This is a genomic window from Coleofasciculus chthonoplastes PCC 7420, assembly GCF_000155555.1.
Classification (GTDB): Bacteria; Cyanobacteriota; Cyanobacteriia; order Cyanobacteriales; family Coleofasciculaceae; genus Coleofasciculus; species Coleofasciculus chthonoplastes_A.
On record NZ_DS989848.1, the window covers coordinates 245,109 to 258,661 of the forward strand.

Annotated in this window: 12 protein-coding genes; 8 read left to right on the forward strand and 4 right to left on the reverse strand. The window is 45.3% G+C overall.

Translation table 11 applies throughout. The annotated features are described in order from the left end of the window. Positions 1-126 precede the first annotated feature (126 nt). On the forward strand, positions 127-975 hold the full coding sequence (locus tag MC7420_RS13290; protein WP_006100951.1) for an SPFH domain-containing protein: 849 nt from the start codon (positions 127-129) through the stop codon (positions 973-975). Positions 976-1,193: 218 nt separating this feature from the next. On the opposite strand, the gene tatA is transcribed toward MC7420_RS13290, so the two are convergent. Together tatA and MC7420_RS38070 are read right to left on the reverse strand one after the other, a co-directional pair. Next, entirely contained in the window at positions 1,194-1,358 is a 165-nt protein-coding gene (tatA, locus tag MC7420_RS13295; RefSeq protein ID WP_006100800.1) for a twin-arginine translocase TatA/TatE family subunit, read from the reverse strand. 15 nt (positions 1,359-1,373) lie between these two features. Continuing rightward, positions 1,374-1,643: a DUF2442 domain-containing protein gene (locus MC7420_RS38070; RefSeq protein WP_006100815.1), complete on the reverse strand. Its 270-nt coding sequence runs from the start codon at positions 1,641-1,643 to the stop codon at positions 1,374-1,376. 187 nt (positions 1,644-1,830) lie between these two features. On the opposite strand from MC7420_RS38070, the gene MC7420_RS13305 reads away from it, so the two are divergent. The 4 genes from MC7420_RS13305 (at position 1,831) to MC7420_RS13320 (ending at position 6,853) form a co-directional block, all read left to right on the forward strand. After that, the gene (locus tag MC7420_RS13305; protein WP_006100980.1) at positions 1,831-2,571 is read left to right on the forward strand and encodes a phycocyanobilin:ferredoxin oxidoreductase; all 741 of its coding nucleotides are present in this window, start codon (positions 1,831-1,833) and stop codon (positions 2,569-2,571) included. A gap of 465 nt (positions 2,572-3,036) precedes the next feature. Continuing rightward, a complete protein-coding gene (locus MC7420_RS13310; protein WP_232231701.1) occupies positions 3,037-4,413 on the forward strand; it encodes an HlyD family efflux transporter periplasmic adaptor subunit in 1,377 nt (458 codons plus the stop codon). Positions 4,414-4,515: 102 nt separating this feature from the next. Beyond that, on the forward strand, positions 4,516-5,664 hold the full coding sequence (gene devC, locus MC7420_RS13315; RefSeq protein WP_006100982.1) for an ABC transporter permease DevC: 1,149 nt from the start codon (positions 4,516-4,518) through the stop codon (positions 5,662-5,664). A 457-nt stretch (positions 5,665-6,121) separates the two neighbouring features. Further along, entirely contained in the window at positions 6,122-6,853 is a 732-nt protein-coding gene (locus MC7420_RS13320; RefSeq protein ID WP_006100750.1) for a DevA family ABC transporter ATP-binding protein, read from the forward strand. A gap of 308 nt (positions 6,854-7,161) precedes the next feature. Here the strand turns inward: MC7420_RS13320 and MC7420_RS13325 are convergent, their stop codons facing one another. Then, positions 7,162-7,938 (reverse strand): hypothetical protein, encoded by a 777-nt coding sequence (locus tag MC7420_RS13325; RefSeq protein ID WP_006100895.1) that lies wholly within the window; start codon positions 7,936-7,938, stop codon positions 7,162-7,164. Positions 7,939-8,236: 298 nt separating this feature from the next. Next, the gene (locus tag MC7420_RS13330) at positions 8,237-9,898 is read right to left on the reverse strand and encodes a D-Ala-D-Ala carboxypeptidase family metallohydrolase (protein WP_006100956.1); all 1,662 of its coding nucleotides are present in this window, start codon (positions 9,896-9,898) and stop codon (positions 8,237-8,239) included. Positions 9,899-10,145: 247 nt separating this feature from the next. Between MC7420_RS13330 and MC7420_RS13335 the strand changes: the two genes are divergently transcribed. The 3 genes from MC7420_RS13335 (at position 10,146) to MC7420_RS13345 (ending at position 13,500) form a co-directional block, all read left to right on the forward strand. Further along, entirely contained in the window at positions 10,146-10,910 is a 765-nt protein-coding gene (locus MC7420_RS13335; RefSeq protein WP_232231702.1) for an HAD family hydrolase, read from the forward strand. Between the two features lie 74 nt (positions 10,911-10,984). Continuing rightward, complete coding sequence (locus MC7420_RS13340) at positions 10,985-12,817, forward strand: aspartate kinase (RefSeq protein WP_006100810.1); 1,833 nt, start codon at positions 10,985-10,987, stop codon at positions 12,815-12,817. 2 nt (positions 12,818-12,819) lie between these two features. Next, the gene (locus tag MC7420_RS13345; RefSeq protein WP_157453160.1) at positions 12,820-13,500 is read left to right on the forward strand and encodes a DNA cytosine methyltransferase; all 681 of its coding nucleotides are present in this window, start codon (positions 12,820-12,822) and stop codon (positions 13,498-13,500) included. Positions 13,501-13,553 lie beyond the last annotated feature (53 nt).

Genomic DNA, 13,553 nt, shown 5'->3' on the forward strand with positions numbered 1-13,553 from the left:
GCTTGAGAGTAAATAGTCTGTAACACTTGCTGCCAGACAAAACGGCTGGAGGAAAACCTGAGTTGGTCAAGACTAGGCATTCCTAATCCGCGCCTTATCCTTATTAATTAATGAGAGTCTAAAAACATGGGATCTCTTCTTTCATATTTTTTCGCACTGTTTTTAATCGGCGGCGGCTACTATCTCGGTTCAATCAAAGTCATCAATCAGGGCAATCAAGCTATTGTTGAACGATTCGGGAAATATAAGAAAACCCTACAACCCGGTCTCCGACAGGTTTGGCTGGTGACTGAGCGCATTGCTGTAGAAGAAACCACTCGTGAACAAGTCTTAGACACCGAACCCCAGCAGGCAATCACGAAAGACAATATTTCTGTGGAAGTCGATGCGGTGGTGTACTGGAAAATCAACAACCTCTATAAAGCCTACTACGATGTTGAAGATGTAAAAGAGGCAATTGGAAATTTAGTTATCACAACGTTACGGTCGGAAATTGGCACAATGGATTTAGATCAAACCTATTCATCCCGCTCCGAGATCAATAAGAATTTGTCAATTCATCTCAAAGAGGCTGTCGATAGCTGGGGGGTAGAGGTCACCCGCGTGGAAGTCCAAGGAATTAAACCACCCCAGACAGTGCTAGACTCCTTGGAGAAGGAACGGGCAGCAGAAAGCATGAAAAAAGCGGCGATTTATGAGGCAGAGGGGGAGAGAGAAGCCGCGATCGCCCAGGCAGAGGGAACGGTGAAATCCCTAGAGATGATCTCAAAAGCGCTGCTCGAAAAGCCTAACAGTCAAGATGTACTCAAGTATTTGATTGCCACTCGTTATGTAGAAGCGAACGAGAAATTGGGAGAAAGTAGCAACTCCAAAATCGTATTCATGGACCCCAAAGCCTTGACTGAAGCGATGACTGATTTAATGGAGACTCCGGAATTACCAATCAAGAGAGATGGTGGAAATGGCTCGAATTAAGCCTTCGGCTCAATAATTCAACTGAGGCATTTCCTTATCGAACTTGGTAACGAAAGTATCTTTACTTCCCCTGCTTTCCCCAGAAGGGCGGGTTTAGGAACTACAATCAGCTATCCAGAAATAACTGAACAACAAAACCCGCCCTAGCTCACCCATAAATGAAGCACAAAACCCGCCCTTATTCATACGTCATAAAATGGAGGATGGACAGCTAAACTCTAGTCAGCGTCATCCTCTTCAGATGTTGGAGTATTCATCTCTTCTTTAAAACCTTTCAGCGTTTTTCCTAATGCGCGACCCATATCTGGGATCTTCTTGGGACCGAAAATTACTAGAGCGACAATTCCGATAATCGCCACTTCGGGCCATCCTAAACCAAACATACTTGTCTACTCCTATCAACTCTGCTTACTTATATTGACATCCTTATCGACTTCCTGATCTAGCAAAGGATCTGTAGCAAGTCGGGGATATCCATAATCGCTAACGGGATTTCCGGGTTCTTCGAGCCACCTTACACCAGCTAAGTCTTCGCTCTCCACCATCACACCATTCTTCCAGCGCTCATACTCGCTAATATCAATCTCCTCATTCCAGACAATTCCATATCCCTCTCGCTCAATCTTAAAATTCTTAAACAAAGCGGGTTGCCGGAGTGGAGAAAACATCGCGGTTGACAAATGCTACAACCTATGAATGGACAGAGACAGGGATTAAGCTAAGACGCGCCGTGTTTGGTAACGATAAAAAGCAGGCAGATTAAAATTGTGACGATCTCAACGGAATCAGAAGCTGATATCCTATATCTACCACCCGATCCTGCCTGGTTTAGCGTTAATTGTTTAGGTTCAAGGAATGTCAGTAACCACCAAGCCTTCCCTGCGAGAGCAACAACACCCCCTCATCCACCAATTAGCCGACTGTATTGAAGCCAACTGGCGGCGTTACCTGGATTTGTCGCCCTATCAGCTACCCGCTGAGTTGGGTTATGTAGAGGGGCGTCTAGAGGGTGAGAAACTTACGATTGAAAACCGTTGTTATCAGACACCACAGTTTCGCAAACTGCACTTGGAACTGGCAAAAGTGGGAACAATGCTCGATATCCTCCACTGTGTCATGTTTCCCCGTCCGGAGTATAATCTACCCATGTTCGGCTGTGATTTAGTTGGTGGACGCGGGAAAATCAGTGCCGCGATCGCAGACCTTTCTCCAGTGAATGCTCAGCGTATCTTACCTGACATTTACCGCCAACCATTACAAGCTTTACCAACTCCTCATTTCCAAGACGCCCGTGAGTTACCAGAGTGGGGCGATATTTTCTCTGAATTTTGTATTTTTATTCGACCCAACACCCCTGAAGAGGAACACCAATTTTTATCGCGAGTAGAGAATTTTCTCCAAATTCATTGTACTCAGGCGGTTAATGCGACACCGATTTCGGCTGAAGACCAAGCAGAAGTTTTAGCGGGTCAGCATTATTATTGCACCAAGCAGCAGCAGAATGATAAAACCCGTCGTGTCCTAGAAAAAGCCTTTGGTGCGGATTGGGCAGAGTATTATATGACAACGGTATTGTTTGACTTGCCATCGGCGTAATTGGTCATTCGTCATTTGTCATTTGTCATTTGTCAGGGAATAGGGAATAGGGAATAGGAAACAGGAAACAGGGAACATTGGAAAATGCTCCAGCATCTTGTCTAAGCGGTGCAGTGCTATAATAGTCCGCAGGAGCGAAAACCAAGCGAACAATATTAGGGCTTGAGACCCCGTAACAAAGCTTTTAAGAGTAGCGCACCTGTAATAAGGCGGTTAGAGAAATCCAGCATACCTTAATGGCGCTGAAAATAACGGATTAAAGCAGCAAAGCTTCTCAAATTACTTCGATCAATAAAAATTAAATAGGGCAAGTTCTGTCCAAATTTAAACCTGTGGACTGGTTGAGTGCCGTCACCGCCAGAGTGAAGCAGGAAGCAATTCGGATAATGTCTAACAAGATCCAATCTTGTCTAGCTTTGTCCAAGTGTTGTAGAACGGCATAAACCAGGGATGGATGAAGGACTATTGTCAAAACCGATAACTCGTTGGGCGATCGCGCTAGCTGTGGGCGGAACTCTGGCGACTGGAGTGGCGGCGGTTTACAGCCTAAATCGGACTCAACTGCGTCCAACTCAATCACATTCACAGCCGACGGCGACACCTGCAATCGAAGCGGTAACTGCCTTAGGACGCTTGGAACCCGCTGGCGAAGTGATCACAATATCCGCTCCCACATCACTGGAGGGCGCTAGTGTAGTGAAATCATTACTGGTTTCGGAAGGCGATCGCGTGCGGGAAAATCAAGTGATTGCGATTATGGATAACCGCGATCGCTTGCAAGCGTCTGTCGATCTGGCTAAAAAACAAGTTGAAATTGCTCAAGCGAATCTGGAACGAGTGAAAGCAGGTGCTAAAGCGGGTGCAATTCAAGCCCAAAAGGAAACCATTAATCGCCTGGATAAAGAATTAGAGGGAGAAACAAAAGCCCAACAGAGCAAAATTAATCGCTTAGAAACTGAACTGAGAGAAACCACCAAAGCTCAAGAAGCCACGATTCAAGCCCAACAAGCCACCGTTAAAGGTCAAGAAGCTACGATTAGACGACTCGAGGCAGAAAAACGCAACGCTGATAACGACTTTACCCGCTATCAGCAGTTAGCCGAAGATGGAGCTATTTCTACCTCAGAATTAGAAAGCCGCCGTTTGAGGGTGGAAACAGCCCTAGAACGCCTGAGTGAGGCACAAGAAAACCTCAGTCAACAACAGGCGCATCTAATTCAAGCCGAAGCAAACAAAGCCCAAACCATCGCTAATCTTAACGAACAGCTAGAAGAAGCCAGAGTCAACCGCAATAAAACAATCGCCATTCTAGAAGCTCGGATTAAAGAAGAAGAAGCCCGCCTAGAAGAAATCCAAGAAATTCGTCCGGTTGATATTAAACAAGCCGAAGCTGAAGTGGAAAGTACACTAGCAGCCGTTGAACAAGCCCAAGCTGATTTAGATTCATTAGCTTACGTGCGGGCTTCAGAAGATGGTCGAATTTTAGAGATTAATACCCGGGCTGGAGAAACTATTAAAGAAGGGGAAGGAATTGTTGAACTGGGAAAAACAGACGAGATGATAGTGGTTGCTGAAGTCTACGAAAGCGATATTAGCCAAGTACGTCTCGGACAACGTGTTGCTATCCGTAGTGAAGGCAAAGCATTTGAGGAAAAACTTCAAGGGAATGTCAGCAAAATTGGACTACAAATTGGCAAAAAAGATATTCTGGATACCGATCCGGCTGCTGATGTTGATGCCAGAGTCGTGGAAGTGAATATTCGTCTACGTCCAGAAGATAACCAAAAAGTTGCTGGCTTAACTAATTCAAAAGTTATCGTAGAAATATTCCTAGAATCATAGTCGAATTAGTTCAAAACTTAGTCGGGGCGGGTTTATTTGCATTTGGGTCATGTCAGAAAAGATAGTAGTGAAACCCGCCCCTACACAAAACTTAAAGCTTAAATGAAAATTCCTCTTGCTTGGTTACAATTGAGTCGCGAAAAAATCCGATTATTGGTCGCGATCGCAGGAATTGGCTTTGCTGATATTTTAATGTTTATGCAGCTTGGTTTCCGCGATGCCTTGTTTGAAAGTAATGTAACTCTACATAACAAGTTAAAAGGTGACATTTTTCTGATTAGCCCTCAATCCACTGCAACTATCGCCATGAAAAGCTTTCCCCAGCGGCGATTATATCAAGCTTTAGGTTTTGAGGGCGTTCAGTCTATTAGTCCACTCTATATGGATTTTGGCTTATGGAAAAATCCGCAAACTCGAGCAACTCGCGCCATTATGGTTTTGGGATTTAATCCAGCTAATCCAGTCTTAGAACTACCTGATGTTAACCAAAATTTGAATAAGATAAAAATAGAAAATGGGGTTTTATTCGATGATACTTCTAGACCCGAATATGGTTCAATTGCTCAACTCTTTCGTCAAAACGAAGAGGTAACGACAGAAGTAGAAGAACGTCGCATTCGGGTGGTAGGATTATTTAGTCTAGGCGCTTCTTTTGCTGCAGATGGAAATATTGTTACAAGTGATATTAATTTTTTGCGGATTTTTCCACGACGAGATAAGGGATTGATTGATATTGGTATAGTTCAATTACAACCTGGAGCAAATATTCAAAATGTTTTAACTGACATGAGACAAGAGTTTCCTGATGATGTCACAATTTTGTCCAAGCAAGAATTTATCGATTTTGAAAAAAATTACTGGCAAACCAGTACCGCGATCGGTTTTGTCTTCACTTTGGGGACAGTAATGGGGTTTGTTGTTGGTACGGTAATTGTTTATCAAATTCTTTATACCGATGTTTCCGATCATTTACCCGAATATGCCACACTCAAAGCGATGGGCTATACTCATCGTTATTTATTGATGGTGGTTTTCCAAGAAGCGCTTATTCTGGCAATTTTAGGATATATTCCGGGAATGGTAATTGCGTCTGGATTATATGGTTTAACCAAAGCCGCAACTCGTTTACCGATGACAATCACCTTGACTAAAACGATAACGATTCTAATTTTGACAATTATTATGTGTTGTGTATCGGGGGCGATTGCTGTGCGGAAACTGAAAGCTGCCGATCCTGCTGATATTTTTTAGAGGCTGAATAAGGGAGAAAAGAGATGGTATAAGATAGCAAGTGGAGAAGGGCGGGTTTTGTTTTTACGTTATTGGTGGAGAAGGGCGGGTTTTGTTTTTCCATTATTGGTGGAGAAGGGCGGGTTTTGTTTTTCCATTATTGGTGGAGAAGGGCGGGTTTTGTTTTTCCATTATTGGTGGAGAAGGGCGGGTTTTGTTTTTCCATTATTGGTGGATAGCTAAATTTAGCCCCTAAACCCGCCCCTACAATTGTCCCTAAACCCGCCCCTACAATTGTCCCTAAACCCGCCCCTACAATTGTCCCTAAACCCGCCCCTACAATTGTCCCTAAACCCGCCCCTACAATTGTCCCTAAACCCGCCCCTACAATTGTCCCTAAACCCGCCTTTAAACCCTTGCTGTTCCCTGTTCCCTGTTCCCTAATCTCAACCGTTAACTTTAATTATGTCCACCATTTATGACTTATCACGTATTACGTAAATCTCCTGTTGTCTCGATTAAAAATCTAAACCATTACTTTGGTAAAGGTTCTCTACGTAAACAAATTCTCTTTGATATCAACCTAGAACTATTACCGGGAGAAATTGTCTTGGTGACAGGTCCTTCGGGTTCAGGGAAGACAACCTTATTAACCCTAATTGGGGGCTTACGTTCACCCCAATCCGGTTGTGTTCAGGTTTTAAGACAGGAACTTGTCGGTGCGACAGAAGAAAAACTGGTGCAAGTGCGCCGCCATATTGGTTATATCTTTCAATCTCATAATTTGCTCAAGAGTCTTACGGCGTGCCAAAACGTGCAAATGTCTCTGGAACTTCACCCGGATATTTCTCCCGTCGAGGCGGTAGCGAAATCAACAGCACTATTAACCACAGTCGGTTTAGCCAATCATCTTAATCACTATCCCGATAACCTTTCTGGCGGACAAAAACAGCGAGTTGCGATCGCGCGGGCATTGGTGAGTCGTCCTCAGTTAGTTCTAGCCGACGAACCCACAGCAGCTTTGGATAGTCAATCTGGACGGAATGTAGTGGAATTAATGCAACAGTTAGCCAAAGAACAAGGATGCACCATTCTACTTGTCACCCACGATAACCGGATTCTAGATATTGCGGATCGGATTATTCATATCGAAGATGGACATATTCACCGAAGTAATCAGCATGTTCTTGAGCGAAGCGAAGGGTCATAAATAATACATATAAAATTGAAAAAAATGTGGCATCAGTTATTTGAGTTAAGAACAACGTTGAAGTTTGAGCAAGTTTAGCTAGGGTTTGCTGTATTAATCTCGAAGGTATACATGACAAGGGTTTTAAGCCATTTTTTTCTCCACAAGTGCAAGGTTTTTACACCATTAGTTTTCAAAATTCTGGGATTGCAAGTCTCCGCGATTACAGAATCTTACCTCAACAGGGGGTTAAAACTATTGCCTATTGCCTATTCCCTATTGCCTTTCCCAACAGCCCCTATCTAATGATTGAGAGCCAGGAAATGGGTTCAGTGCATCCGCGCCCGATTCGTCCTTAAGGTCACGTTTACTCCCTCACTCGACTGCTGAAGCACCAGTAAAGGAGTCGGTTTAGCTTTTTGATCCCAGTGAATTGAAACAATTCGTCCTTGAATCGTGGGTTGCCAACTTTCATCCTCTGGACTGAGAAACGTTTCGATACAATCAATAATCTGGCTAATCGTGGCTGAGGTGGCTTGAGTCGGTAATTTCGTCAACTTGATTTGAATCCGGAACAGCACTCGCATCGTGCGTTTACCACTGCTTTCCGTCTCGTACTTGACATCAAACAGTTCATCAACTTGCCTCCCCGTGGTACTAGCAATCCCGATCGCGCTTTGAGCCGCCTGATTGGGTCGTAGCGCTATACTGATGATTTGTTTAACCTTGATTTTGATTTGATTAACAATCGCAAAATGAAAGACCTCTTCCTCCATCCGCAATCGCAGATAGTCTAAATTGAATTCACGAGAGTGAACCAAATCCGGATTCGTTTCCATCTTGCGGATCGTATTCAGCGCCAACTTCAACTTTTTCTGGAGGTCTTTGGTTTTAAACTGCTCAAATTTCAGCCTCTTCGTCGCGGCATTCAATTGCATTTTGCCATAGACCAGTAAGCCAATAATCAGTACAAACAGTCCCATGGAGATAAACAGCCAGGGTGATCCGAAAGACTCAGTATCTGGGGGTGAAGAAGAAACAGCCGTGGGTGACGGCTGAGAAGCTTGAGCGAATAGTGATTCTCTCTTGATAATCGAACTGGACATAGTGCCTGTTGGAGAAAACGTAAGAGTTATTTCTATAATCCCTTTCAGGGAGTGCATCGACTGCAATCTCATCCTGGTTAAGTCTGCTGGGATAAACCGACAGAGATTGTCTGTCAGTGGAAAACACTGTACCGAGCAGTAAACTCTTGCTAAAGCCCCCGAGGACTCCGCGATGTATATGATCTGAATTTAGGCGGTTAATCAATGTGCCGCTTTAATTTACAGATGCACCCATACAGACTGATTGTGAATAACAGTCTGAGAAAGCAAACAACGGTGTTCGTGTTAAGTGTTATCCTTAATGACGCCAACGTGCCCGATAGCTACGGGCATCAATGTGGCATAAATTAGGAAATCGGCTATAGCGACCTAAGCCACCGGGCCACCAGGGTTCCAGAGACCAATAAACTTGATTGCCACTTAACCCTTCACAGACAAAATCTATGGCATCTCCCACCAGATGCCGACTATACTTGGCACCCCCCACGGCTCGATTAATGTGAGGGGGACGATACCAACTGGTGACGATAAAAGGTCGCCCAATGCGATCGCGTGCCCGTTGTGCCAGTTTCGCAATGCGAATCATAGCATCCACTGTAGCTTGGTTCGGGGGCATACGTGTACCTCCATGGGTGGCTTCTGCCCAGGTAAAGTTACCATCGGGAATAATTGGTGCTAATAGCTGAATATTGTAGGGTGTCCACCGTTCAGGACGTTTGGGAATGACTACAGGTGTGGGCTTGGGCGGTGCTTCTTGGGCTTGGCGACGGGCTTCATTCATCCGTTTTTGGTCGTCCAGGAGAGATTGCACCGCCTGATTTCGGGTGGGTAAATCTCGCCAAAGTTGGACTAGACGAATGAGTGATTCCCGTTGGTTGTCCTCTTCTTTATAGTCTTTGGGTATCTTGCCGACAAAGCTGATCAGTTCTCGATCCAATTCCGCTGCCAGTTTTTGCATCGCGGTGGGATCAGTGGTACTCGCTTGGAGGATGTCTGGATTAATGCCCAGATGACTTAATACCGTAGCGCGGGAGTCAAATTGATTCCAGAGTCGAAAGCCTTCGGTGAGGGCATTGCGTTGGCTACCTTGTCCCTGGTAGAACTTCGGTATACGCTCGACAAAGGCAATTAGCGCCGGATCAATAATATCGAGATCTTCTTCGGGGGAGGCACTTTTTTCCAAAGACGCGATCGCTTCTTCTCGGGTTCGCAGTTGACGCCATAGTTGACTTAGGCGCAGCAATGCCTCTCTTTGATGGGGATAACCGCTATAGTTGGCAGACACCCGTCCCATAAATTGCTTCAGGGGAATATCCAATAGGGATTCATCCTCACGCGCTGATTCCACCTGATCCGTTGGCACTAACGAGGCAATCGCCGCATCCCGTGTATCCAGTTCCCGCCACACTCGCACCCCTTCGACCAACGCATCCCGTTGATGAGGTAATCCCCGATAATACTCTGGCAGTCGATCCACAAGTGTCAGTAAGGCTTTATCCAGATAGGCAAGGTTTTGGGGCAGGTTTTCACTGTTGAAGTCGGCGGCTAAATCCGCCAGATACGCTTGTTTAAGGGACTCAAAGTTACTCGGTTCTAAACGTGCCACATAGGGTTGACTAGCTGGCGGTACATATCCCCTAGCCACGTTTTGCAGGAACTCGTCACTATAGCGTCCCTGTTCGGACAGCCATAAATCACTCCCTTGTTGTCCCTGAGCAATTAAACTATCAGTCAGCGATCGGATAGCATTAGCAGCATATTGCACTTGTTCGGGGAATGTATCCACCTGATCGGGTGATACCCGATTGGCAGGCGAGATGCCTAATCCCGTTTCTCCATCAGCAAGCGTCGGAGACGAATGAACCTGATAAAGAGCCGCCAAAATTGGCTTGTGAATTCCCGCTCGTTCGGCGGCTAGAAGATAATAATAATTCCGTTGGTCTGGTGAGAGTATTGTCATGATAAATTTTGATCACCCAAGATATAGCAACCATTACACAATAATCTTTGACATCCTCCCCCACTAACCGCGTCACGGTATAGTAGGGGATTCCCAAAAAAGGTCATCAAAAAGTGATAATTGCACATATTCTCCCTTTTTGGTTCGGTTCACCCAAAGGTAGCGATGTCTCCTTCCTTTTGGGAGTCCCTGTTGATTCAGTGATAACCCAAGATATAGCACTCATTAATCTATGGCTTTTTTATCGATGAACTCAGCAATAGCCGCCCATTGCTGGAAAACGCTACGTCTGATTGCCACGGATATGGATGGTACGCTAACACGACAGGGTAAATTTAGTGCCGATTTGCTGCAAGCGTTGGAACATTTAAGTGCAGCGAATATCCCGGTACTGATTGTTACAGGGCGTTCCGCAGGTTGGGTCAGTGGTTTGGTGAATTATTTACCCGTGCAGGGCGCGATCGCAGAAAATGGTGGGTTATATTATCCAGCCGATAAACAGCAACCTGTCTTTTTATCCACAATTGCTGACATAACCACTCATCGCCAACAATTAGCCGATACCTATCAACGCCTCAAATCCGAATTTTCCCAGATTCACGAATCGGCTGACAATCGCTTTCGTCTCACCGATTGGACGTTTGATAATCGCGATCTCACCACCCATCAGCTAGAACGCCTTAACACCCTATGTACGTCAATGGATTGGAGTTTTACCTACAGTTCGGTACAGTGTCACATTAAACCCAGATCTCAGGATAAAGCGATCGGCTTAATCCAAGTGTTACGCGACCATTTTCCCCAGTATCAACCGGAACAAGTGCTGACAGTGGGTGATAGTCCTAACGATGCCAGTTTATTTAATCCCCAGCTCTTTCCCCTATCGGTGGGCGTTGCTAATGTTTTGGACTATACCGATGAGCTGGACTATAAACCCGCTTATGTAACCGTCGCTACAGAAGGCGATGGATTTTGTGAGTTAGTAGAGTACCTGCATCAGGTAGGAGGGTAATTGCTCCCTGACTCTTGACAAATGACATAAGACAAATAACAAATGACAAATGACAAGGTGTAGGAGCAACATTTATGGTGCTGGTTGTCCAAAAATACGGTGGAACCTCGGTTGGGTCAGTTGAGCGGATTCAAACCGTCGCCCAACGCCTATTTAAAACAGTTCAAGCGGGTAACTCGTTAGTCGTCGTCGTGTCAGCCATGGGTAAAACGACGGATGGGTTAGTTAAACTGGCGCACGAAATTTCCGCCAATCCCAGCCGTCGGGAAATGGATATGTTGCTCTCCACCGGCGAACAAGTTTCCATCGCGCTGCTAGCGATGGCGTTGCAGGAATTAGGACAACCCGCGATTTCTCTGACTGGCGCACAAGTGGGTATTGTCACAGAAGCCCAATATAGCCGCGCCCGTATCTTTAGTATCCACACCGAACGAATTTCTCGACATCTAGACGAGGGTAAAGTGGTTGTGGTAGCGGGGTTTCAAGGAATCAGTAGTCTGACTGACTTAGAGATTACCACTTTGGGACGCGGCGGATCAGATACCTCAGCCGTGGCGTTAGCGGCATCATTAGGGGCAGATCGGTGTGAGATTTACACGGATGTTCCGGGTATTTTAACCGCCGATCCGCGCTTAGTCTCCGATGCTCAACTCATGGACGAGATTACCTGCGATGAGATGCTGGAATTGGCAAGCTTAGGGGCGAAGGTACTGCATCCCCGTGCGGTGGAAATTGCTCGCAATTATGGGATGCCTTTGGTTGTATTATCCAGTTGGACGGATGATCCGGGGACGAAGGTGATTTCTCCTACGCCACAACCGCGTTCGTTAGATGATTTAGAAATAGCTCGATCAGTGGATGCGGTAGAATTTGATACCGATCAGGCAAAAGTGGCAATGCTGCGGGTTCCGGATCATCCCGGTGTCGCCGCCCAATTATTTGGAGAGATTGCGGGTCAAGAGTTGGATGTGGATTTAATTATCCAGTCGATTCACGAGGGGAATACGAATGATATTGCCTTTAGTGTAAGTAAGGGTATTCTCAAACGGGCTGAAGCCGTCGCCGAAGCGATCGCACCCGCGTTTCGTAGCCCGACTAATCCCAGTGATGATGAGGCGGAAGTCTTAGTGGAATCAAATATCGCCAAAATCGCGATCGCGGGGGCGGGAATGATTGGACACCCTGGTATTGCGGCGCAAATGTTCACCACCTTGGCAAATGCGGGGATCAATATTCAGATGATTTCCACCTCTGAGGTAAAAGTAAGCTGTGTGATTGATGCGGCTGATTGTAATCGCGCGATCGCGGTTTTGTGTGACCAGTTTAATATTAAGAGTTCCCCTGCCCGTTTACCGATTTCTGATAATGTAGAGACGCGCCATGGCGCGTCTCTACATTCAAACCCCGTCCGAGGGGTTGCCCTTGACCAAAATCAAGCCCGTTTAGCCATTCGTTATGTTCCTGATCGTCCAGGTATGGCAGCTCGCATATTTAGTATCTTAGCCGAGCAAACCATTAGCGTGGATATGATTATTCAATCTCAGCGCTGTCGAGTAATTGATGGAATTCCCACACGCGATATTGCCTTCACCGTCGCCCAAGCTGAGGCAGAAAATGCCCAGAAAATTCTCCAAGAGGCAGCACCTATTTTAGGATACGGCAAGGTTCTCCTGGATGCCGATATTGCTAAAGTCAGTATTGTGGGTGCAGGAATGATTGGACAACCCGGTGTAGCCGCGCGAATGTTTGCCGCCCTTTCTCAACACAAAATCAACATTCAAATGATTACCACGTCGGAAATAAAGATTAGTTGTGTAGTGAATAAAGAACAAGGGGTGACAGCATTACAAGCCATTCACCAAGCATTTGGTTTAGCCGGAAATCAGCAAGTTGAAGTTCCCGCATAGGAGTGTCCATTTTATTTATGTTGTCTGCCTTATCTCTTTTCTCAGGTGCAGGTGGGATGGATATTGGTGTCCGTCAAGCTGGCTTTGAAATACTAGCCGACATCGAAATTGACCCCTACTGCTGCAAAACTATCCGCAGCGCAATGGACAGAGAGAATCTGAGAACTTTGCTGATTGAAAAAGATATCAAGCAAGTTGATCCGTCTCATTTAATCAGAGAGTTAACGATACAACCAGGGGATTTAGATTTACTCTTTGGTGGTAGTCCTTGTCAAAGTTTTTCTCAAGCTGGCAAACGTGGCTCTTTAAATGACGAGAGAGGCTTACTTTTGTTTGAGTTTGTTAGACTTGCTAAATATTTTCAGCCTAAATTTATTGTAATTGAACAAGTTAAGGGTATATTGAATGCTCCAGATAAGTCGGGAAAGAACGGTGGTGTTTTTGAAAGTCTTAAAAATAAACTGGAGGAATTAGGATATCGTTTTAGACAGCAAATTCTAAATTCAGCGGACTATGGAGTTGCTCAACTTAGAGAAAGGGTATTTATAGTAGCCACAAGGATTAAGCCGAGTTTTAGGTTTCCTTTGCCAACTCATAGTAAATTTGACTCTCAATTATCATTATTTCCGCCACCACGCGAGAAACCCTTAACCATCAATGCTTTGATCCGTATTTACAGTTGACTTGGTGCTCATGAATCTGGTAAAATTGCTCAAAATCCTTGCATCATGATCAG

Excerpts from the sequence above, each read along its gene's own strand:
- MC7420_RS13290 (WP_006100951.1), top strand. The coding sequence starts at position 127 with ATGGGATCTCTTCTTTCATATTTTTTCGCACTGTTTTTAATCGGCGGC.
- tatA (WP_006100800.1), bottom strand. The coding sequence starts at position 1,358 with ATGTTTGGTTTAGGATGGCCCGAAGTGGCGATTATCGGAATTGTCGCT.
- MC7420_RS38070 (WP_006100815.1), bottom strand. The coding sequence starts at position 1,643 with ATGTTTTCTCCACTCCGGCAACCCGCTTTGTTTAAGAATTTTAAGATT.
- MC7420_RS13305 (WP_006100980.1), top strand. The coding sequence starts at position 1,831 with ATGTCAGTAACCACCAAGCCTTCCCTGCGAGAGCAACAACACCCCCTC.
- devC (WP_006100982.1), top strand. The coding sequence starts at position 4,516 with ATGAAAATTCCTCTTGCTTGGTTACAATTGAGTCGCGAAAAAATCCGA.
- MC7420_RS13320 (WP_006100750.1), top strand. The coding sequence starts at position 6,122 with ATGACTTATCACGTATTACGTAAATCTCCTGTTGTCTCGATTAAAAAT.
- MC7420_RS13325 (WP_006100895.1), bottom strand. The coding sequence starts at position 7,938 with ATGTCCAGTTCGATTATCAAGAGAGAATCACTATTCGCTCAAGCTTCT.
- MC7420_RS13330 (WP_006100956.1), bottom strand. The coding sequence starts at position 9,898 with ATGACAATACTCTCACCAGACCAACGGAATTATTATTATCTTCTAGCC.
- MC7420_RS13335 (WP_232231702.1), top strand. The coding sequence starts at position 10,146 with ATGAACTCAGCAATAGCCGCCCATTGCTGGAAAACGCTACGTCTGATT.
- MC7420_RS13340 (WP_006100810.1), top strand. The coding sequence starts at position 10,985 with ATGGTGCTGGTTGTCCAAAAATACGGTGGAACCTCGGTTGGGTCAGTT.